This window comes from Nocardioides sp. Root140, from assembly GCF_001426745.1.
In the GTDB taxonomy this organism is placed as follows: domain Bacteria; phylum Actinomycetota; class Actinomycetes; order Propionibacteriales; family Nocardioidaceae; genus Nocardioides.
The window spans coordinates 69,191-89,514 of the sequence record NZ_LMFI01000010.1 but is presented as its reverse complement, the minus strand read 5'-3'; the positions used below and the strand labels follow the sequence as shown (position 1 = coordinate 89,514).

The following is a 20,324-nucleotide window of genomic DNA, read 5'->3' as shown; positions in this document are numbered from 1 at the left end:
TAGGATGGCGCGGGTGAACACCAAGCCCTCGCGTGAGAGCAATGGAGGCCGGGTCGTCATCCTGACGATCCTCGGCCTCCTCGTCCTGTTCGGTGGCGGGTACGTCGCGGCGTACGCCGGAGCCGGGGCCAAGGTGCCCCGTGGTGCGTCCGTCGCCGGCATAGACATCGGCGGCAAGTCGCACGGCGACGCGGTGTCGACCCTCGAGGAGGGCATGGCCGACCGCGCGGAGATCGACGTCACGGTCGACGGCAAGAAGACCAGCGTCCCGGTGGCCGACACCGGCATCGAGGTCGACGCCGAGGCGTCCGTGACGGAGGCCGGCGGCGGTCGCAGCTGGTCGCCGACCCGGCTGTGGCACTACTACACCGGCGGCGAGGACATCGACCCCGTCGTGAACACCGACGAGGCCGCGCTCACCGCCACCGTCGACAAGCTGACCAAGGAGTTCGGTACGCCGACCAAGGACGGCGCCGTCACCTTCAAGGGCGGCCGGGTGCACAGGGTCGCGTCGGCCAAGGGCACCGCGATCGATCCCGACCAGGCCCGTGAAGAGCTCACGAACGCGCTGCTGACCGGTGACGCGGCCGAGCTCGACCTGGTCGAGGCCGACCCCGACATCAATGACGACGACGTGCAGAACGCCCTCAACGACTTCGGCAACGCGGCCGTGTCCGGTCCGGTCACCCTGGTCTTCGACAAGGCCAAGGTGCGGCTCAGCCCGGCCCAGTTCGCGCCGGTGCTGAGCATGAAGGCCGAGAACGGCAGGCTGGTCCCCGACCTCGACGAGAAGCGGCTGACCAAGCTGGTGCGCTCGCAGTTCTCCGATCCCAAGGGTGCCCCCGTCGACGCGACGGTCAAGCTGGTCAACGGCAAGCCCAAGGTGATCCCGGCCAAGCCGGGCGTCGACTACGAGCCCTCCGACATCAGCTCCGCGTTCCTCGACCTGGTCGCGAAGGAGTCCGGCCGCGAGGTCAAGGTGAAGGCCACGGTCAAGCAGCCCGACTTCACCACCGCCGACGCGAAGAAGCTCGGCATCAAGACGCAGATCTCGACGTTCACCACCCACTTCCCGTACGCCGAGTACCGCAACGTCAACCTCGGCCGCGCCGCCGAGCTGATCAGCGGCACGATCCTCAAGCCCGGCGAGACGTTCTCCCTGAACGACACCGTGGGGGAGCGCACGGCCGAGAACGGCTTCACCAAGGGCTTCATCATCAGCAACGGCATCTTCAAGGAAGACTTCGGCGGCGGCGTCTCGCAGATGGCGACCACCCTGTTCAACGCGATGTTCTTCGCCGGCCTCGAGGACGTCGAGCACAAGCCGCACTCGTTCTACATCGACCGCTACCCGGTCGGTCGCGAGGCCACCGTGGTGTGGGGCTCGCTCGACCTGAAGTTCAAGAACGACACCGACCACGGCGTGCTGATCAACGCGCACCTGGCCCCGAGCTCGCCGTCCGGCCAGGGATCCCTGACCGTGTCGATGTACTCCACCAAGGTCTGGGACATCACCACCAAGACCGGTGAGCGCTACAACTTCACCTCGCCGCAGACGCGCACGATGACCACCGCCGACTGCTACCCGAACAGCGGGTACGGCGGTTTCGACATCAACGTGTGGCGCTACTTCGCGAAGGCCGGCTCCGGCAACGTCGAGCGCACGGAGAAGTTCCACACGACGTACACGCCGTCCGACTCCGTGGTCTGCAAGGAGCCGGAGGCACCCAAGAAACCGGACGAGAAGCCCAGCGACGACAACTGACCCGCGAGTAACGCGCGTCGCCCGGCGTCGTTTCACCGGGTATGCGCCGACTCTCGCTGCTCCTCGCCTCGCTCCTCGGGTTCGCCCTCCTGGGGCTGCTGCCCGTCTCGCCGGCCTCGGCCGCCGGTGACGGCTTCCCGCTGCCGCTGCCGACCTCTCCGGCGGGTGACCCACCCGGCGCCAACGACTGGAACTGCAAGCCCACCGCCAAGCGGCCGACGCCGGTGATCCTCGTGCACGGCACGTTCGGTGACCGCAAGAACCTCCTCGAGAACCTGTCGAAGGCCATCAAGGCGGCCGGCTTCTGCGTCTTCTCCCTCGACTACGGCAACCGCGGCACCGGCGACGTCGCGACCTCCGCGAAGGCCCTGAAGGCGTACGTCGCCAAGGTGCGCAACGCGACCGGTGCCGCCAAGGTGTCGTTGGTCGGGCACAGCCAGGGCGGCATGATGCCGCGCTACTACCTCAAGTTCCTCGGTGGCGCCGCGGTCGTCGACGACCTGGTCGGCATCGCGCCGTCCAACCACGGCACCGACCAGATCGGTCGGCTGGCGCCACTGATGGGAGTGGTCGGCCCGCTCCTCGACGTGGTCTGTCGGGCGTGCAGTCAGCAGGCCACCGACTCGCCGTTCCTGCAGCGGCTCAACGCCGGCGACGAGACCCCCGGCACGGTCAGCTACACCCAGATCACCACGCGGTACGACGAGGTCGTCGTGCCGCACACGTCGGGCTACCTGAGGGCCGGCCCGCGCACCACGAACCTGACCGTCCAGAACGCCTGCCCTCTCGAGCTCTCCGAGCACGTGCTGATCCCGACCAGCAAGCCCGCGGTCAGTTGGACCCTCGACGCACTGACGCATGCCGGCCCGGCCCGCGCCACGTTCAAGCCTGCCTGCTGACGGATGCCGTGCGCGCGGGAACCGGATCCGGCCGCATCCCGTCGTACTCGCCATGACGAAGCGCATGAAGGTTCTCGGGCCGGCCCTGCTGGTCACCGTGTTGTCGATGTCCGCGTGCAACGACGACTCCGACGCGGCGGACGCCACGCCCGCTGACCCGGCCGCGACGACGGTGCACGTGCACTTCACCGACTCGTCGGTGCCGCCGGAGGACCACCGCAGCTGGGACCTCACGCTCGACCAGGACACGGTGCACCTCGTCGTCGACTCGTACGGCGACGTGCTGGCCGACGAGACCGTCGAGATATCGGCCGGGCGGTGGAAGGACTTCGTGGCCGATCTCGACGACGCGGTCGACGAGCTCGGTGAGCCGGAGGACGTCGAGGAGGGGTGCACCGGCGGCACCGCGATGTCACTCGAGGTGCAGGACGCGGGTTCGGCCAGCACGTCGATGGACCTCGACAACTGCGCCAGCGACACCAACCGGGCGATCAGCGACGAGATCGAGGAGCTCGTCGAGCCGTTCACCAGCATGGTCGGCCTGGCGGGCCACCTCGACACCTGAGCGCCGTACCGAAGAACGGGCACAACGGCCCGATTCGGCCCGGAAGTGGGGGATGGAGCGCCCTGTGCCCGTTCGGCGGTACGCCCGGGGTGCCCTGTGGATGACCGGATGCGCCGGCGGTCGGCATCGCACAGGCTGGAAGGGTGATTCCGGAGACGATCAAGGCCCAGGACGTCATGCAGGAGCTCGGGTTCGTGGCCACCCGGGCTCAGCTGCTCGAGCACCTGACCAGGCGGGAGATCACCGGGGCCCTCCGGCAGGGCCACATCGTCCGCCTCGGGCGCGGACGCTTCGGCCTGCGGTCTGCTCACCAAGCGGCTCAGGCAGCGATGCGGCTGTCCGGCACGGCCTCACACCTCAGCGCGGCCCAACTCCATGGCTGGCCGATTGCCCGCGCCCCGGCACGGCCCTGGGTGACGGTGCCCCGGAGCCGCAACGTGCCCGCGTCGGTGCGGGAGGAGATGCACGTTGTGTTCGCCCCCGCCGTGGGGAGGGTGACCGACCCGCTGCGCACCGTGCTCGACTGCGCCAGGAAGCTGCCCTTCGACGAGGCGCTCAGCGTGGCCGACTCCGCCCTGCGTGCCCGCGACGTCGACAAGGCCGTCCTGGTCGAGGCCGCCGCGCAGGCCCGTGGCCCGGGGTCCGTGCAGATTCGTCGAGTGGCTGAAAGCGCCTCGGGGCTCTCGGCCAACTCCTTCGAGTCGTGCCTGAGGGCGATCGCCCTCGACGTGGGGCTCGACGTCATTGCGCAGCATCCGATCCAGTTGCCCGGTCGGCTGGTGCATCCGGACCTGGTCGACGTGGGCCGGCGGCTGGTGCTCGAAGCTGACAGCTACCGGCACCACAGGCTCGACATCAGGGTGTTCCAGCAGGACCTCTGGCGCTACACGTCCCTGACAGTCGCTGACTGGACGGTGCTGCGGTTCGGCCACGCCCATGTGATGTCCGAGCGCGACTGGGTCCGTGCGTGCCTTCGCACGTACCTCTGAACGGGCACAACGGCCCGATTCGGCCCGGAAAGAGGCGAAAGGGCGGCCTTGTGCCCGTTCGGCGGTACGGCTGCCCCGGGTGACCGAGCGGGCGCGTCCGTTCAGTCCGGGGAGAGGTAGCGCAGCGTGTGGTGTGTGGCGAACCCGAGCGAGCCGTAGAGCGCGAGTGCCGGCTGGTTGTCGGTCTCGACGTGCAGCCAGACGGTCGAGGCGCCCTTCTCGCCGCCCCACTCGACGAGCTCGGCGAGCATGCGGCGGGCCAGTCCCCGGCGCCGGAAGGCCGGTTCGACGCCGAAGGCGTGGATGCCGAGCCACTCGCCGGACAGCGCGACCTTGGCGGAGGCCACCACCTGGTCACCGATCCGGAGGGACAGGTCGAGTCGTGGTCCGTCGTGGGCCAGCCCGGCCGACATCGGCGGCAGTGCATCCCCGGCGAGGAGCGTCGAGAAGTCAGGGACGCCGCGCAGCGCTCGCGAGAGCTGCGCGAGCGAGGCGAGCTGGAAGTGCGAGTCCCCGCCGGCCACGACCTGCCAGCCCTGCCGCGTGAAGTGCTCGTCGGCCTCGGACCCCGTCTCGACCTGCACCAACGGGTCGCGCGAACGCGCGGCGTAGAAGGCACGTACGGCGGACTCTGCCTCGGCGTACGGCGTACCGGGGTCTCCGATCGCCAGGCAGGAGTTGGCCCGCTTCAGCAGGCGGCCCACGGGAGCAGGGTCGCAGCGGAGCTCCCACTCGCCGAGTGCCGCGCGCTCGACGTGCGCCCAGAGCGCCGTGGCGTGGCTCTCCGCCTCACGGGCCGAGACCCGGTGGCGCACCGACGGGCGCGGCGGAACCGGCTTGCCGGAGACGATGTCGGCGATCTGGATCACCACCGCCGGACCCGTGGCCGGCTCCACGACACAGACCCCGTCGGCCCACGCCGTACACACGCCGAGGACGTCGGTCATGGCCGGACCACCGGACGGTCCGGTCTCTCCACGGAGCACGCGCCGGACCACCACGCGCCGGCCGACCACGTGCGGTCCGAGCCGATGCATGCCCACGTCGTGGGAGTCGCCGACGGATTCCATGCGGGGGATACTAGGCTGTCTGCAGAAACCCGCATTCGTTAGTCCTCAGGAGGAACTGGTGACCTACGTCATCGCCCAGCCGTGCGTCGACCTCAAGGACCGCGCGTGTGTCGACGAGTGCCCTGTCGACTGCATCTACGAAGGCAAGCGCATGCTCTACATCCACCCCGACGAGTGTGTCGACTGTGGTGCGTGTGAGCCGGTCTGCCCGGTCGAGGCGATCTTCTACGAAGACGACACCCCGGAGCAGTGGAAGGACTACTACACCGCGAACGTCGGCTTCTTCGAAGACCTCGGCTCGCCCGGTGGCGCGGCCAAGATGGGCGAGATCGACAAGGACCACCCGATCATCGCCGCCCTCGAGCCGCAGAACCAGGAGTGAGCTCGGTGGTCAGAGAGGGCCAGCGCCCTCTCGGAACCACCGTCTCCGGGCGGCTTCCCGACTTTCCCTGGGACAAGCTGACGTCGTACGCCGCTCGCGCGCGTGAGCACGCCGACGGCATCGTCGACCTCTCGGTCGGTACGCCGGTCGACCCGACGCCGAAGGTGGCCCAGGACGCGTTGGTCGCGGCCGCCGACAGCCCGGGCTACCCGGTCACGATCGGCAAGGTCGAGACCCGCCAGGCGATCATCGACTGGATGGTGCGCGCGCTCGGCGTCACCGGCGTGGGCCTCGACGGCGTGCTCCCGGTGATCGGCTCCAAGGAGCTGATCGCCAGCCTGGCCTTGCACCTGGGCGTCGGCGCGGGTGACCTGGTGGTCTTCCCGCGGCTGGCCTACCCGACGTACGAAGTCGGCGCGGCGCTCGTCGGTGCCCGATCGCTGGCCGCCGACTCGCTCACCGCGATCGGTCCCGAGACGCCGAAGATCCTCTGGATCAACTCGCCGTCCAACCCGACCGGCAAGGTGCTGCCCGCCGACCACCTCAAGAAGGTGGTCGAGTGGTGCCGCGAGCGCGGCACGATCCTGGTCTCCGACGAGTGCTACATCGAGATGGCGTGGGACGCCGACAAGCAGCCGATCTCCGTGCTGCACCCCGACGTCTGCGGTGGCAGCCACGAGGGCATCCTCGCGGTGCACTCGCTGTCGAAGCGCTCGAACCTGGCCGGCTACCGGTGTGCGTTCATCGCCGGCGACACCGCCCTGATCGGTGAGCTGCTCGCGGTGCGCAAGAACCTCGGCCTGCAGATGCCCAACCCGCAACAGCTCGCGATGATCGCCGCGCTCGGCGACGACGTCCACGTGGCCGACCAGCACGCGCGGTACGCCGCGCGCCGGGCCAAGCTGCGTGAGGCGCTCGAGCGGGCCGGCTTCCGCATCGACGACTCCGAGGCCTCGCTCTACCTCTGGGCCACCCGCGACGAGGACTGCTGGGACACCGTGGCCGCCCTCGCCGAGCTCGGCATCCTGGTCGCTCCCGGTGCGTTCTACGGCGCGGCCGGGCACCAGCACGTGCGGGTTGCCTTCACCGCCACCGACGAACGTGTCGACACCGCCGTACGCCGCCTGACCTGATCCACGGTTCGCGCGTCAAGAGCACGCGGTTCGCGCATCAACAATCCACGGTTCGCGCAGGTCTGGGTGGTCAGTCGTGGACGTCGACGTGCACGTGGTCGCGGTGCTCGAGCACGGCGATCGTCCCGGCGGGCTTGCCCTTGACGTCGCCGGGGTCGTAGTCGCGCCAGCCCGACTCCGAGCGGGACCCGAAGCTCCAGATCATGTCGTCGAAGATCACGTGCTCGATGTCGAGCCGGTCGGCTTGGGCGACCAGGTAGTAGGCCATCGCCCAACCCTGCTTGCGGTTCGCCTCGTTGATCGGCCGGACGAACACGTCGATCGCCCGGCCCTCGTAGTGCGCCGAGCCCTCCATGTGGCCTGAGTCGACACCCTCGGGCGCGAACCCGCCCAGCGCCTGGTCACCGAACGCGGCCTCCAGGTCTGCGCGTACGACGGCCGCGCGGTGGGTCAGGCCCGTCTCGTCGAGGTCGTCGTCCTCACTCTCGGGACGCCCCTGCACCACGCAGCTGAACTTGCCCTCCTGGGAGTTGCCGGTCAGCGCCGACGCCAGGGTCTTGGCATCCTCGGCGTGGTCCTCGTAGGCCTCGGGGTACCCGGAGTTCTGCACCCGCTGGGCGGCCTCGGTGATCCGCATCGTCTCGTAGCCGTCGATCTTGACCAGCGCGTCGTAGAACGCGTTGGTGGCGTAGTACGGGTCCAGCAGCTGCTCCCGGGTGCCCCAACCCTGGGAGGGTCGCTGCTGGAAGAGGCCGAGGGAGTCGCGGTCGCCGTACTCCAGGTTGATGATCTTCGACTCCTGGTACGCCGTGGCCAGCGCGATGCTGACCGCCCGAGCGGGCAGGCCGCGTCGCGTGGCGATCGCGGAGATCAACGACGCGTTCTCGGCCTGTTCGAGGTCGAGCTCGACCTCGTGCCCGGCGACTTTCGCCGTGCACGACTCGGGGTCCGGCAACGGCCCGAAGCCGCGCTCGACCGCGATCGCCACGCCGGCGACGACGGCGATGACGGCCACCCCAGCGGCGATCCGGCCGCGGGTGATCATCGTGCCGTCCCTGACGTGGGGATGGGTGACCCGGCCCCAGGCGGGTGACTCCAAGGGGAAGTGCCGGGCTCACGGTGCCCCGCATCCCGACCGGCGGCGTTGTCCTCGACCCGACGGGACTCCGTCCCGCCTTCGCTCGTCCGCATTGCCGGATCGGGCGCGAATGCACCGCTCGCTGATCCGGCACCCCGTGGAGTCATTCGCCTAGTCGTTGGCGTGCAGGGCGGTGTTGAGCGCGATGCCCTCGCCCTTCCACGCCACGGCCTCGATCGCGCCGCTGACCGAGTTGCGGCGGAACAGCACGTTGTCGGCGCCGGAGAGCTCCAGCGCCTTCACGACGGAGCCGTCCGCGAGCGTGACCTTGGTGCCGGCGGTGACGTAGCAGCCGGCCTCCACCACGCAGTCGTTGCCGAGGGAGATGCCGAGCCCGGAGTTGGCACCGAGGAGGCAACGCTCGCCGACGGAGATGACCTGCTTGCCGCCGCCGGAGAGGGTGCCCATGATCGAGGCTCCGCCGCCCACGTCGGAGCCGTCGCCGACGACCACGCCGCCGGAGATGCGACCCTCGACCATCGAGGCGCCGAGCGTGCCGGCGTTGAAGTTCACGAAGCCCTCGTGCATGACCGTGGTGCCCGACGCGAGGTGCGCGCCGAGGCGGACGCGGTCGGCGTCACCGATCCGGACGCCGCTCGGGATCACGTAGTCGACCATGCGGGGGAACTTGTCGATGCTGAAGACCGTGACGTGCTGGCCGGCCGCACGCAGCCGGGTCCGGGTCAGCTCGAAGCCCTCGACGGCGCACGGGCCGGCGCTGGTCCACACGACGTTGGTCAGCAGCCCGAACATGCCGTCGAGCGAGAGCCCGTGTGGCTGCACCAGGCGGGTCGAGAGGAGGTGCAGGCGCAGCCACGTGTCGGGGGTGTCGACCGGTGCGGCGGCCAGGTCGGCGATCGTGACGAGCCGAACCTCACGGCGTACGCCGCGCACGTCGTCGAAGCCCTCGAGCGCGGTGAGCTCGGCGGGCGCCGAGGCGTCGTCCGGTGCCGCGCCGAGCGCGGGCTCGGGGAACCAGACGTCGAGGACGGTGCCGTCGGGAGTGAGAGTGGCCAGGCCGTGGGCCCACGCGGGGCCGGAAGTCGTGTCAGTCACGGGCGCAACTCTACGGTCGGACACCCAGCGCCGCAGGACAGGCTCCCAACGGTGAACGGCGCCGGCGGTGGGCAGTGGTGACTGCTCCCGCCGACGCCGTACGTCGCATGCCCGGCTGACTCAGCCCTGTTGGCTCAGTAGTGCCAGCTCTCGATCTTCCACTCGCCGGAGTCGGTGTGGACCATCTCGATGGTGAAGGTGCCGACGCTCGAGCCGCCGGCGGTCATGTCGACCCCGACGGTGGCGGTCTCGCTGTCAATCGAGATCACGTTCGGCTCGCCGAAGGTGACGCCCTCGGCGTCGTCGGTGGTGATCTCCGAGCAGTCGGCGGAGTCCGGGTCGACCAGCCAGGCCTTCGCGATGTCGCACTGGTTGCTCTCGATGGCCGAGACGAAGGTCGTCGCCACGCTCGTGACCGCGGTGGTGTCGCCGCCCCCGTCGGGCGTGACTGTCTCGGGCTGGACCTCGGCCGAGTCCGGCGACTCCGGAGCGCTCTGGGACGACGAGCCCTCGTCGCTGCTACCATCACCGCCACCGAAGTCGATCAGCCACTTGCCGTCGACCTTGCTCAGCGAGAGCGTCTCGGTGTCGGTCTCGCCGCCCTGGGTGTACTCGACGTCGACCTCGGCCTTGTCGCCGTCGACCGACTTCTCGGTCACGTCGCCGAAGCTAATGTCCTCGTCGGAGCTGTCGAAGTCTTCGCAGGGCAGGTCGTCGCCGTCGCGGATGAGCTTCTTCGCGGCCTCGCAGTCGTCGTCCTCGGACGCCTTGATGAACGCTTCGACGGTCGCCACCGGGCTGTCGCTGCTGGCTTCCTTGTCGTCGTCATCGCCACCGGTGAGGAGGACGGCGGCGATGATGCCGCCGATGATCAGGAGTAGGACGACCAGGCCACCGATCACGATCTTCTTGTTGACCCCGCCACCGCCCTGCGGAGGCTGGGCGCCGTACTGCGGGGCGCCCCACTGCTGCTGTCCGGGCTGCTGGCCCTGCGGACCGCCCCACTGCTGGCCCTGCGGCTGACCGGGCTGCTGGCCGCCCTGGTACGGGGGCTGCTGCGGCTGACCGGGGTGCTGGGCGGGGGGCTGGTTCCACTGGCCCTGGCCCGGCTGCTGGCCGCCCTGGTGCGGGGGCTGCTGGGGCTGACCGGGCTGCTGACCAGGCTGTTGGGGTTGCTGCGGCTGGCCACCGGGCTGCTGCCAGGGCTGGTCGCCGGACGGTCCGAAGCTGTCGTTCATGGGAGTCCCCGAGTCACGTTGAAGAGTTGCCTGCGAGGTGACCCTAACCAACAACCGCCCCGACAAACACCGCCGAAAGTTCTCCCCGGGGAATCTGATTGGTCGCCGGCGGGCGCCGGGGAGTACCTTTGGCCCCACAGACGTTCGAGCCGTCATCAGCGGCGAGTCTCCGGAAGAACGGGTCCGCAAGGGCCTCACTAGAACCGGACGGGCGGGCCCGTCACAGCCTGAGACGAAGCGGTCGCACCACGGTGCGGCAAGCGAGGTGGTACCGCGGTCACTCCGGACTGAAGTCCGGGGGAGTCGTCCTCGTGGCAACAGCCCCGAGTTGTACGACGTACCCGCAGGAGAGCACATGACGTACCCCAAGGCCTCGACCCAGGAGACCCAGGACGAGACCGCGAGCGTTCCCTCGAGCCCGAGGTTCCCGGCGCTCGAGGAGCGGGTGCTGTCCTACTGGAAGCACGACGACACCTTCGTGGCGAGCGTCGAGCAGCGTGACGCCGGGGTCAACGGCGAGAACGAGTTCGTCTTCTATGACGGTCCGCCGTTCGCCAACGGCCTCCCGCACTACGGCCACCTGCTCACCGGCTACGTCAAGGACGTCGTGCCGCGCTACCAGACGATGCGCGGCAAGCGCGTCGAGCGCCGCTTCGGGTGGGACACCCACGGCCTGCCCGCCGAGCTCGAGGCGATGCGCCAGCTCGGACTGAAGACCACCGACGAGATCCACGAGATGGGCATCGAGAAGTTCAACGGCGCCGCCCGCGCCTCGGTGCTGAAGTACACCGACGAGTGGCAGGAGTACGTCACCCGCCAGGCCCGCTGGGTCGACTTCGACAACGACTACAAGACGCTCAACCCGGAATACATGGAGAGCGTCATCTGGGCGTTCAAGTCGCTCTTCGACAAGGGCTACGTCTACGAGGGCTTCCGGGTGCTGCCCTACTGCTGGAACGACGAGACGCCGCTGTCGAACCACGAGCTGCGCATGGACGACGATGTCTACAAGAACCGTCAGGACCCGGCGGTCACGGTCGGCTTCGTGATGGAGATGACCGGCGACGACCCGGTCCTCGACGGCGCACACGTGCTGATCTGGACCACCACGCCGTGGACCCTGCCCTCCAACCTCGCGGTCATGGTGGGCTCCGACATCGACTACGTCGTGGTCGAGGCCGGCGTACCCGGCACCGAGTCGACCGCGCGCTACCTGCTGGCCGAGGCCCGGCTGGCGTCGTACGCCCGCGAGCTGGGCGACGCCGAGGGCGAGCTCACGGTGCTCGGCCGCTACCGCGGCGCCGACCTGGTCGGGCGCAGCTACGCCCCGCCGTTCTCCTACTACGCCGGCCACGAGAACGCGTTCCGCATCGTGGCTGCCGACGACGCCGTCACCACCACCGACGGCACCGGGCTGGTGCACAGCGCCGGCGCGTTCGGTGAGGTCGACAAGGAGGTCACCGACCGCGAGGGCATCGAGCCGGTCATGCCGGTCGGCAAGGACGGCCGCTTCACGCACCCGGTCGAGGAGTACGCCGGGATGCTGGTCTTCGACGCCAACCTGCACATCATGGACCACCTCAAGGCCGCCACCCGTGGGACCGGTGAGGTCGGATCCGTCACCCCCGGCACGATCCTGCTGCGCCGCGAGTCCTACGAGCACTCCTACCCGCACTGCTGGCGCTGCCGCGAGCCCCTGATCTACAAGGGGGTCTCGTCGTGGTTCGTCGAGGTGACCGCGTTCAAGGACAAGATGCTCGAGCTGAACGAGCAGATCCGCTGGGTCCCCGACCACATCCAGCAGGGCCAGTTCGGCAAGTGGCTGGCCAACGCCCGCGACTGGTCGATCACCCGCAACCGGTTCTGGGGCTCCCCGGTGCCGGTGTGGAAGAGCGACGACGAGGCCTACCCGCGCATCGACGTCTACGGCTCGTTCGCCGAGATCGAACGCGACTTCGGACGGGTGCCCCTCAACGCCGACGGCGAGCCCGACCTGCACCGGCCGTACGTCGACGACCTGACCCGGCCCAACCCCGACGACCCGACCGGCAAGTCCACGATGCGCCGCGTCGAGGACGTCCTCGACGTGTGGTTCGACTCCGGGTCGATGTCCTATGCCCAGGTGCACTACCCGTTCGAGAACGAGGAGTGGTTCGAGCACCACTTCCCGGCCGACTTCATCGTCGAGTACATCGGCCAGACCCGCGGCTGGTTCTACATGCTGCACATCCTGGCCAGTGCCATCTTCGAGAAGCCGGCCTTCAGCTCGGTGATCTGCCACGGCATCGTGCTGGGCTCCGACGGCCAGAAGATGAGCAAGTCGCTGCGCAACTACCCCGACGTGCGCGAGGTCTTCGACAGCGCCGGCGCCGACGCCATGCGCTGGTTCCTGATGGCCTCGCCGATCCTGCGCGGGGGCAACCTGATCGTCACCGACCAGGGCATCCGCGACACCGTCCGCCAGGTGCTGATGCCGCTGTGGAACAGCTGGTACTTCTTCAGCCTCTACGCCAACGCCGCCAACGGTGGCGAGGGGTACGACGCCCAGTGGCGCACCGACTCCAAGGACCCGCTCGACCGCTACCTGCTGGCCAAGCTGCGCCAGCACGTCGAGTCGATGACCGAGCAGATGGACGCCTACGACATCGCCGGTGCGTGTGAGTCGACGCGTGGTTTCCTCGACGTGCTCACCAACTGGTACATCCGTCGTTCCCGCGAGCGGTTCTGGTCAACGGGCGACGACCTCGACCACGACGCCTTCGACACGCTCTACACCGTGCTCGAGGTGCTCTGCCGGGTCACGGCGCCGCTGCTGCCGCTGACGCTGGAGGAGATGTGGCGCGGCCTGACCGGTGGCCGTTCGGTGCACCTGGCCGACTGGCCCTCCGCCGACGAGCTGCCCGCCGACGACGCGCTCGTGGCGTCGATGGACCTCGTGCGTGACGTCTGCTCGGCCACGTCGGCGCTGCGCAAGGGCGCTTCGCTGCGCAACCGGCTCCCGCTCTCGACGCTGACCGTGGTGGTCGACCGCGCCGACGCGCTGTCCGGCTTCGGCTCGATCGTCTCCGACGAGGTCAACGTCAAGCAGGTGCGCCTCCTCGACCTGGCCGACCCGGAAGCCGCGTCGTACGGCGTCTCGCAGAAGCTGACCGTCAACGCCCGCGCGGCCGGTCCGCGCCTGGGCAAGGACGTGCAGCTGGCGATCAAGGGCTCGAAGTCGGGCGACTGGTCGGTGGCCGACGACGGCGCCGTGACCTCCGGTGGGCTGGCGCTGGTCGAGGGGGAGTTCACCCTGGAGACAGTGGCCGCCAGTGGCGACGACTCGGCGACCGGCATGCTGCCGCGCGGCGGCTTCGTCGTCCTCGACACGGTCGTGACGCCCGAGCTGGCCGCGGAGGGTCTGGCCCGTGACCTCGTGCGGGCGGTCCAGCAGGCCCGCCGTGACGCCGACCTCGACGTCTCCGACCGGATCACCCTGACCGTCGGCGGCGACGACGCGGTCCTGGCCGCGGCCCGGACCCACGAGGCGCTCATCGCCGGCGAGACCCTGGCCACGACGGTCGTCCTCGACGCGACGGTCGCGGGCACCGAGGTGGTCGTCGGTGACGGTGAGAAGGCCCGCGTCAGCGTGGCCGTGGCCCGCATCTGACCCCGCCCCACCTCGTGCAACGCGCTGTCCACGACGCATTGCACCCTGCTGGCGGGGTGCAATGCGTCCACAGGGGCGCGGCAGTGCGGTCAGTCGCGCTGTCCTCAGTCGCTCTGTGCGCGGCGGCGGAGATCCTGCAGAACGGGCGGTGAGGCCACCACGAGCAGCACCAGCGCCATCGGCACGACGACCGGGAAGCCGAAGCGCAGGTAGCCGAGCGCGCCGAGAACCCCACCCATGAAGAAGAGCGCCACCAGGAGGACGAGCACGCCGAGCTTCCGGGCGTCGGCGGTGACAGGTGGGAGACCCGGCGTGCGCTCCCGGTAGGCGGCCTTGCCGATCTCGATGCCGATGTCGGTGATCATGCCGGTGACATGGGTGGTGCGGATCTGGGCGCCGGAGAGCTTGGTGATGATCGCGTTCTGCAGGCCCATCGTGAAGCCGAGGACGCTGATGAAGACGAACGCACGGTGGGGTCCGTGGAGTTGCTCGGCGAGCAGCCCGAAGGCGAGGACCAGCAACGCCTCGATCACCAGCACGTTGGCGTAGCGGCCGCGCAGGTCCCGCCGGCGACCCCAGTTGAACACCACCGCGCAGGTCATGGCTCCGACCACGAACGCGGCCAGCGCCACGACCGCCAGCCAGGCGAGCTCGTCGAAGCCGACCACCAGGGAGTCGGCGACGGTGGCGGTCAGGCCCGTCATGTGAGAGGTGTACGCCGACACCGCGACGAAGCCGACAGAGTTCAGCATGCCCGCGAGCAGGGCCAGCAGGCTGGCGAGCTGGACGTTGCGGACGGTGGTCCGCTCGGAGCCGGTGAGGCCGAACATGCCCCGACCCTAGGGCCTGACCTGCCGGGATCCGGCGTCAGCGCAGTCCGAGCCTGGCCGAGAGTCGGTCGAGGTGGGCGACGACCTCGACCTCCGACGCGTCGGGCACCCCCCAGATCAGCTCGGTGACACCCGCGGCGTCCCAGGTCGCGAAGTCGTCGGGCGTCGGCCTGGCCGCGATCAGCACGTGGATCTCGGGGGAGCCCTCGCGTCCGGCGTCCGCCCAGGCCTTGTGCAGCGCGGCGGCCTTGTCGCCGATGTCGGTCTCGATCGGCGTGGTCATCCAGCCGTCGGCGTTGGCCGCGATCCAGGCGAACGTCTTCGGCCCACCGCCGGCCCCGATCAGCAGCGGCACGTGGTCCTGCACAGGCTTCGGCCAGGCCCACGACGCCCTGAACTGCACGAACTCCCCGTCGTACGACGCCTCGTCCCGGGTCCACAACGCCCGCATCGCCTCGACGTACTCGCGCAGGACCGTACGGCGCTTCCGGGCCGGCACGTGGTGGTCGGTGAGCTCGTCGACGTTCCACCCGAAGCCTGCGCCGAGGGTGACCCGGCCGCCGGAGAGGTGGTCGAGCGTGGCGATCGTCTTGGCCAGGGTGATCGGGTCCGACTCGACCGGAAGTGCGACGGCCGTCGACAGCCTGATGCGTGACGTGACGGCGGCGGCGGTGGCCAGTGACACCCACGGGTCGAGGGTGCGGGTGTAGCGGTCGTCGGGCAGTGTCTCGTCGCCGGTGCCGGGATGGGCGGCCTCGCGCCTGACCGGGATGTGCGTGTGCTCGGGCACGTAGAACGTGTCGAAGCCCCGCTCCTCCGCGGCGCGTGCGGCAGCGGCCGGGGTGATCCCGCGGTCGCTGGTGAACAGGACGATTCCGTGGCGCATGGTGACAATCTAGAACACGTTCCAGTTCCGTGGCGAGGTCGGCCGACCGCGCCCGGCGTACGACTTGTGCGGTGGTGTCGACGGTTCCACCGTGTCAGGGCACGTGTTGAGCGACCATAACCCCGCGTTACTCCGGGGGTGTGGGGGCGGCTCTACGATGGCGGGCATGCCCGAACTCGACCTCGCCGCCGATGCCGTCACCCTCACCGAGCAACTCGTCAACATCGAGTCGGTGAGCCACCACGAGCAGGTGATCGCGGACGCCGTCGAGGCGGCGCTGACACCGATGGCACACCTCGAGGTGACCCGCCACGGACACACGATCGTGGCCCGCACGAACCTCGGCCGCGACGACCGGGTGGTGATCGCCGGCCACATCGACACCGTGCCGCTCAACGACAACCTGCCGGCCCGTCGCGACGAGGAGCTCCTGCACGGACTCGGCTCCTGCGACATGAAGGGCGGCGTCGCCGTCGCCCTCAAGCTGGCCGCCGACCTGACCCAGCCGAACCGCGACATCACCTTCATCTTCTACGACGCCGAAGAGGTCGAGGCCGAGCACAATGGGCTGTTCAAGCTGAGCCGCAGCGCCCCCGAGCTCATGCAGGCCGACTTCGCGATCCTGATGGAGCCCTCGAACGCGGTCGTCGAGGCCGGCTGCCAGGGCACCATGCGGGTCGACGTGCGCACGACGGGAGAGCGCGCGCACAGCGCCCGCAGCTGGATGGGCGTCAACGCGATCCATGCCGCGGCGCCGATCCTGGCCAAGCTGGCGGAGTTCGAGCCGCGCAAGCCGGTGATAGACGGACTGGAGTACCACGAGGGCCTCAATGCCGTCTTCATCGACGGTGGCGTCGCCGGCAACGTGCTGCCCGACGAGTGCGTGGTTCAGGTCAACTACCGCTTCGCCCCCGACCGGAGTGGCGAGGAGGCCGAGAAGTTCCTTCGCGCCTTCTTCGACGGCTATGACATCACGGTCACCGACCTCGCCCCCGGCGCGCTCCCGGGTCTCTCCGTACCGGCCGCGGCGGCGTTCCTCGAGGCCGTCGGCGGCGAGGCGAACCCGAAGTTCGGCTGGACCGACGTGTCCCGGTTCAGCGAGCTCGGGGTGCCGGCAGTCAACTTCGGGCCGGGTGATCCACTGTTGGCGCACAAGCAGGAAGAGCACGTCCCGTTCGCACACATCGAGCGGTGCGAAGAGCAGCTTCGGATCTGGTTGGGGGAGTCATGACGGAGAACAAGGGGCACGACAAGTACCGCGGGCCGGTGGTGATGCGCCGCTCGCAGGTCGACAGCGGTACGACGGACCAGCGGCTGCTCGAGTCACGCGGCCCGACGGACTGGGTGCACACCGACCCGTGGCGGGTCATGCGGATCCAGTCGGAGTTCGTCGAGGGCTTCGGCGCCCTGGCCGAGCTGGGTCCCGCGATCGGTGTGTTCGGGTCGGCGCGCACGAAGACCGACGAGCCGTCGTACGCCCAGGCCGAGAAGCTGGGCCGCAAGCTGGTCGAGGCCGGCTTCGCGGTGATCACCGGTGGCGGACCGGGCGCGATGGAGGCGGCCAACAAGGGCGCCTCCGAGTCCGGTGGCGTCAGTGTCGGCCTCGGCATCGAGCTGCCCTTCGAGACCGGGCTGAACCAGTGGGTCGACAAGGGCGTCAACTTCCGTTACTTCTTCGCCCGCAAGACGATGTTCGTCAAGTACGCCCAGGGATTCGTCGTGCTGCCCGGCGGAGTGGGCACCCTCGACGAGCTCTTCGAGGCGGTCACCCTGGTGCAGACCCAGAAGGTCACCTCGTTCCCGGTCGTGTTGGTCGGCGTCGACTACTGGTCCGGGCTGATCGACTGGCTGCGCGAGACCGTGCTCGCCGAGGGCAAGATCTCCGAGAAGGACCTCGACCTGATCACGCTCACCGACGACCTCGACCTCGCCGTACGCCTCATGGTGGAGGCCCGAGCGGGCCACGGGCCCACGGCGCCGGTCGCCAAGCAGCCGGAGTGACGCGGCCGTGACGTGGTTCTTCGCGATCCTGATCGTGCTGGCCCTCGGCGGGGTGGCGCTGGTGGCCTCCGGCTACGGCCAGGGCCTGGCCCGGGTGCACCCCGACCGGCGCGACGTGACACTCCCGGCAGGCCGCGACCTGGTCGGCGGCGACCTGCGCCGGGTGCGGTTCACCGCCGCCGTCCGGGGCTACCGGATGAGCGAGGTCGACGCCCTCCTGGCGCGTCTGGCCGCCCAGCTCGAGGAGAACGCCGACGCTCGTGACGGCGCGGAAGATGGCAAAGCGACCGGCACGTAGGGCACACTCGGCCCGTGCCTCTTCAGTGGATCATCTACATCCTCACCGTGCTGGCGGCCGTCGTGGTGGTGCTCACGAGGGTCCGGCTGGGCGGTGACAAGGCTGGTGCAGGTCGGTTCCAGACCTCCTCGATGCTGCTCAACGTGCACACGATCGCCGGCCTCGCTGCGGTGATGACCTGGGCGGTCTTCCTGGTCACCGGGCTCGGCGAGGGCAACGGCAACTCCATGATCGGGATCGCGGCGCTGGCCTTGTTCTGGCTCACCGCCGTGGTCGGAATCATGATCCTGGTCCGCTGGCTGCCCTCCCGCGGCAAGCACTCCTCGGACGCGGTGCACGACACCTGGAGCCAGGGGCCCGGACTCTCCGTGCTGGCCCACGTCGGCATGGTGGTCGGCGTCTCCGTCTTCACCTGGGCCTACCTGCTCTCCAGGGTCTGACCCACCCGCCGTACGCCCGGCACACGAACAACGTCCTGCGCGCCGGTCGCCAGAGCAACCGCCACGCAGGACGTCCCGAACCAGCCTGACGTACGACGCCTCAGCGCCCCTCGAAGACCGGCTTCTGCTTGGCCACGAACGCGGCGACCGCGGACTTGTGGTCGGCGGTGGCGCCGGTCAGCGACATCATCTCGCTCTCGAAGGCGACGGCGTCCTCGAACGACGCGCCGGCCGAGTTCGCCACGGATCGCCGGATGGCGCCGAACGACACCGTCGGGCCGTCGGCCAGCTTGCGGGCCAGCGCGCCGACCTCGGCCGCGAAGTCGTCACCGGAGACCACCTTGGTGGCCAGTCCTAGCTCGGCGGACTTCTCGGCGGAGAGGGTGCTCGGGAAGTAGAGCAGCTCGAGCGCCCTGGCCTGACCGACCAGCCGGGGCAGGGTCCACGAGGCGCCTGTGTCGCAGGAGAGCGCGACACCGGTGAAGGCCAGGTTGAAGCCGGCCGTGTCGGCCAGGATCCGGAAGTCGCAGGCGAACGCGAGACTCGCGCCGGCCCCGGCGGCCACGCCCTGAACGGCGGCGATGACCGGCTTGTTCATCGTGGCCAGCAGGGTGACGGTCGGGTTGTAGTGCTTGTCGACGGTGGTGAACAGCGCGTCGGAGTCGCCCTTCTCGAGCAGCTGGATGTGCTCCTTGAGGTCCTGGCCCACGCAGAACGCGCGGCCGGTGCCGGTCAGCACCACACAGCGCACGGCGTCGTCGTCCGCGGCCCGGCGTACGGCGTCGAGCAGCGCCTCCTTGGTGGCGATGTCGAGGCTGTTCATCGCCTCGGGACGGTTGAGCGTGATGGTGGCGACGCCGTCGGTGACCTCGAGGAGGACGGACTCGGTGGACATGGGTGGATCCCTTCGTGGGTGCGGGTCAGGCGGACAGGCAGCGGTCGACGAAACGGTCGGCGCCGGGTTTGAGGCGGCCGGCCTCGGCCGTGAAGAACGCGGCGGCCTCGCGACCTGGCCAGTCGGCGGGCAGCAGGTCGTCGGGCAGGCCGGGGTCGCGGAAGAGGAAGATGCGCCATTCGTGCACCAGGTGGAAGCGGTGCGCGAAGTCGGCGCGGTCGGCGTCGTCGGTCTCGACCCGCCACGGCGCGGTGCGGGCATGGGCCAGCCAGGTGGCGTACTCCTCCGCGAGGTCGTCGAGGTGCCAGCAGGTCGCCGGTCGTGACGGCGGGTCGAAGCAGGTCGCCTCGGCGCGGGAGGCGGTGACGCCTTCGCGGGCCAGAAGCTCCTCGAGGTCGGGCTGCGGCCACGGGCTGAGCCAGACGCCGTCGACCAGCTCGGCGTACCCGATCCACTGCAGCGCCGAACGGACCCGGGTGCGCACCGTGCGTGAGCCGATCGGGTCGAGCACGACCATGTGCCAGTGGCCGTCCCACACCCGGTCGAGGGTGCGGTAGATGCGGGCCCGTGCCTCGTCGAGGCGTCGACCGGCGCGCGCCGTGGCGGCGTACCCGCGCCCCGCGTCGAGCGGCACCGGGTCCAACCAACCCTGCAGCACCATGCGCGAGATGGCGGTGCGTACGGCGGGTGCGGCGATGCCGACAGGTTCGAGCAGCCGCACCAGTGCGGCCACGGGTGCCCGGTCGCCGCGCGTGCTCAGGTGGTCTCCGTAGACGTCGAAGAGCGCGGATCGGGCGTGCATGGGGATGAGTGTGCCAGCAGCCGAGCGACCGTCGTTTCGGGACTCGTGGGGCAATAGGGGATACTGGTCCCTGCGTACAGCGCCACGGGGCGCGGCATGAGCACAGGAAGAGGTGCGCGGATGGCGGCGATGAAGCCGCGGACTGGGGACGGTCCGCTGGAGGTCACCAAGGAAGGACGCGGCATTGTCATGCGCGTTCCGCTCGAAGGCGGTGGCCGTCTCGTTGTCGAACTCAACGCTGAGGAAGCCACGGCTCTCGGCGATGCACTCAAGGGTGTTGTTGGCTGA

At 69.7% G+C, this 20,324-nt stretch carries 20 protein-coding genes; 12 read left to right on the top strand and 8 right to left on the bottom strand.

Features of this window, described 5'->3' with window-relative positions:
- The first annotated feature begins 13 nt into the window (after positions 1-13).
- The 4 genes from ASD30_RS10910 to ASD30_RS10895 all read left to right on the top strand — a co-directional run bounded on the left by ASD30_RS10910 (position 14) and on the right by ASD30_RS10895 (position 4,218).
- Complete coding sequence (locus ASD30_RS10910) at positions 14-1,765, top strand: VanW family protein (protein ID WP_162250949.1); 1,752 nt, start codon at positions 14-16, stop codon at positions 1,763-1,765.
- Between the two features lie 41 nt (positions 1,766-1,806).
- Positions 1,807-2,664, top strand: a complete 858-nt coding sequence (locus ASD30_RS10905; protein ID WP_056681359.1) for a lipase family alpha/beta hydrolase — start codon at positions 1,807-1,809, stop codon at positions 2,662-2,664.
- Positions 2,665-2,716: 52 nt separating this feature from the next.
- Positions 2,717-3,229: a hypothetical protein gene (locus ASD30_RS10900; RefSeq protein ID WP_156393624.1), complete on the top strand. Its 513-nt coding sequence runs from the start codon at positions 2,717-2,719 to the stop codon at positions 3,227-3,229.
- Positions 3,230-3,372: 143 nt separating this feature from the next.
- Positions 3,373-4,218 carry a hypothetical protein gene (locus ASD30_RS10895; protein ID WP_056681357.1) on the top strand — a complete coding sequence of 282 codons (846 nt, stop codon included), beginning with the start codon at positions 3,373-3,375 and terminating at the stop codon, positions 4,216-4,218.
- Between the two features lie 101 nt (positions 4,219-4,319).
- Here the strand turns inward: ASD30_RS10895 and ASD30_RS10890 are convergent, their stop codons facing one another.
- Positions 4,320-5,288, bottom strand: a complete 969-nt coding sequence (locus ASD30_RS10890; RefSeq protein ID WP_056681356.1) for a GNAT family N-acetyltransferase — start codon at positions 5,286-5,288, stop codon at positions 4,320-4,322.
- 58 nt (positions 5,289-5,346) lie between these two features.
- On the opposite strand from ASD30_RS10890, the gene fdxA reads away from it, so the two are divergent.
- Entirely contained in the window at positions 5,347-5,670 is a 324-nt protein-coding gene (gene fdxA, locus ASD30_RS10885; protein WP_056681355.1) for a ferredoxin, read from the top strand.
- Between the two features lie 5 nt (positions 5,671-5,675).
- A complete protein-coding gene (gene dapC / locus ASD30_RS10880; protein WP_056684803.1) occupies positions 5,676-6,803 on the top strand; it encodes a succinyldiaminopimelate transaminase in 1,128 nt (375 codons plus the stop codon).
- A gap of 70 nt (positions 6,804-6,873) precedes the next feature.
- Here the strand turns inward: dapC and ASD30_RS10875 are convergent, their stop codons facing one another.
- From ASD30_RS10875 to ASD30_RS10865, 3 genes are all read right to left on the bottom strand, one after another.
- Entirely contained in the window at positions 6,874-7,848 is a 975-nt protein-coding gene (locus ASD30_RS10875; protein WP_056681354.1) for a hypothetical protein, read from the bottom strand.
- 204 nt (positions 7,849-8,052) lie between these two features.
- Positions 8,053-8,997, bottom strand: a complete 945-nt coding sequence (dapD, locus tag ASD30_RS10870) for a 2,3,4,5-tetrahydropyridine-2,6-dicarboxylate N-succinyltransferase (RefSeq protein ID WP_082563764.1) — start codon at positions 8,995-8,997, stop codon at positions 8,053-8,055.
- Between the two features lie 134 nt (positions 8,998-9,131).
- Complete coding sequence (locus ASD30_RS10865; protein ID WP_056681353.1) at positions 9,132-10,235, bottom strand: Rv0361 family membrane protein; 1,104 nt, start codon at positions 10,233-10,235, stop codon at positions 9,132-9,134.
- Between the two features lie 355 nt (positions 10,236-10,590).
- Here ASD30_RS10865 and ileS point away from each other — a divergent pair, with 355 nt between their 5' ends.
- Positions 10,591-13,884: an isoleucine--tRNA ligase gene (gene ileS, locus ASD30_RS10860; RefSeq protein ID WP_056681352.1), complete on the top strand. Its 3,294-nt coding sequence runs from the start codon at positions 10,591-10,593 to the stop codon at positions 13,882-13,884.
- Between the two features lie 104 nt (positions 13,885-13,988).
- On the opposite strand, the gene ASD30_RS10855 is transcribed toward ileS, so the two are convergent.
- A complete protein-coding gene (locus tag ASD30_RS10855; protein WP_056681351.1) occupies positions 13,989-14,714 on the bottom strand; it encodes a YoaK family protein in 726 nt (241 codons plus the stop codon).
- A gap of 37 nt (positions 14,715-14,751) precedes the next feature.
- Positions 14,752-15,600 carry an LLM class F420-dependent oxidoreductase gene (locus ASD30_RS10850; protein WP_056681350.1) on the bottom strand — a complete coding sequence of 283 codons (849 nt, stop codon included), beginning with the start codon at positions 15,598-15,600 and terminating at the stop codon, positions 14,752-14,754.
- 166 nt (positions 15,601-15,766) lie between these two features.
- On the opposite strand from ASD30_RS10850, the gene dapE reads away from it, so the two are divergent.
- The 4 genes from dapE to ASD30_RS10830 are packed head-to-tail and all read left to right on the top strand — an operon-like array spanning position 15,767 to position 18,339.
- Entirely contained in the window at positions 15,767-16,831 is a 1,065-nt protein-coding gene (gene dapE / locus ASD30_RS10845) for a succinyl-diaminopimelate desuccinylase (RefSeq protein ID WP_156393623.1), read from the top strand.
- A complete protein-coding gene (locus ASD30_RS10840) occupies positions 16,828-17,601 on the top strand; it encodes a TIGR00730 family Rossman fold protein (protein WP_056681347.1) in 774 nt (257 codons plus the stop codon). Before dapE ends, ASD30_RS10840 begins: the two co-directional genes overlap by 4 nt.
- Positions 17,602-17,608: 7 nt before the next feature.
- Entirely contained in the window at positions 17,609-17,899 is a 291-nt protein-coding gene (locus ASD30_RS10835; RefSeq protein WP_056681345.1) for a DivIVA domain-containing protein, read from the top strand.
- Positions 17,900-17,913: 14 nt separating this feature from the next.
- A complete protein-coding gene (locus ASD30_RS10830) occupies positions 17,914-18,339 on the top strand; it encodes a hypothetical protein (protein ID WP_056681343.1) in 426 nt (141 codons plus the stop codon).
- Between the two features lie 100 nt (positions 18,340-18,439).
- Here ASD30_RS10830 and ASD30_RS10825 read toward each other — a convergent pair whose 3' ends face one another.
- Together ASD30_RS10825 and ASD30_RS10820 are read right to left on the bottom strand one after the other, a co-directional pair.
- Entirely contained in the window at positions 18,440-19,234 is a 795-nt protein-coding gene (locus ASD30_RS10825; protein WP_056681341.1) for an enoyl-CoA hydratase-related protein, read from the bottom strand.
- Positions 19,235-19,259: 25 nt separating this feature from the next.
- Positions 19,260-20,036: a PaaX family transcriptional regulator gene (locus tag ASD30_RS10820; protein ID WP_056681339.1), complete on the bottom strand. Its 777-nt coding sequence runs from the start codon at positions 20,034-20,036 to the stop codon at positions 19,260-19,262.
- A gap of 120 nt (positions 20,037-20,156) precedes the next feature.
- On the opposite strand from ASD30_RS10820, the gene ASD30_RS26065 reads away from it, so the two are divergent.
- On the top strand, positions 20,157-20,324 hold the full coding sequence (locus ASD30_RS26065) for a DUF3117 domain-containing protein (protein WP_082748240.1): 168 nt from the start codon (positions 20,157-20,159) through the stop codon (positions 20,322-20,324).

Excerpts from the sequence above, each read along its gene's own strand:
- ASD30_RS10905 (WP_056681359.1), top strand. The coding sequence starts at position 1,807 with ATGCGCCGACTCTCGCTGCTCCTCGCCTCGCTCCTCGGGTTCGCCCTC.
- ASD30_RS10900 (WP_156393624.1), top strand. The coding sequence starts at position 2,717 with ATGACGAAGCGCATGAAGGTTCTCGGGCCGGCCCTGCTGGTCACCGTG.
- ASD30_RS10890 (WP_056681356.1), bottom strand. The coding sequence starts at position 5,288 with ATGGAATCCGTCGGCGACTCCCACGACGTGGGCATGCATCGGCTCGGA.
- ASD30_RS10875 (WP_056681354.1), bottom strand. The coding sequence starts at position 7,848 with ATGATCACCCGCGGCCGGATCGCCGCTGGGGTGGCCGTCATCGCCGTC.
- ASD30_RS10865 (WP_056681353.1), bottom strand. The coding sequence starts at position 10,235 with ATGAACGACAGCTTCGGACCGTCCGGCGACCAGCCCTGGCAGCAGCCC.
- ileS (WP_056681352.1), top strand. The coding sequence starts at position 10,591 with ATGACGTACCCCAAGGCCTCGACCCAGGAGACCCAGGACGAGACCGCG.
- ASD30_RS10855 (WP_056681351.1), bottom strand. The coding sequence starts at position 14,714 with ATGTTCGGCCTCACCGGCTCCGAGCGGACCACCGTCCGCAACGTCCAG.
- ASD30_RS10850 (WP_056681350.1), bottom strand. The coding sequence starts at position 15,600 with ATGCGCCACGGAATCGTCCTGTTCACCAGCGACCGCGGGATCACCCCG.
- dapE (WP_156393623.1), top strand. The coding sequence starts at position 15,767 with ATGCCCGAACTCGACCTCGCCGCCGATGCCGTCACCCTCACCGAGCAA.
- ASD30_RS10840 (WP_056681347.1), top strand. The coding sequence starts at position 16,828 with ATGACGGAGAACAAGGGGCACGACAAGTACCGCGGGCCGGTGGTGATG.
- ASD30_RS10825 (WP_056681341.1), bottom strand. The coding sequence starts at position 19,234 with ATGTCCACCGAGTCCGTCCTCCTCGAGGTCACCGACGGCGTCGCCACC.
- ASD30_RS10820 (WP_056681339.1), bottom strand. The coding sequence starts at position 20,036 with ATGCACGCCCGATCCGCGCTCTTCGACGTCTACGGAGACCACCTGAGC.
- ASD30_RS26065 (WP_082748240.1), top strand. The coding sequence starts at position 20,157 with ATGGCGGCGATGAAGCCGCGGACTGGGGACGGTCCGCTGGAGGTCACC.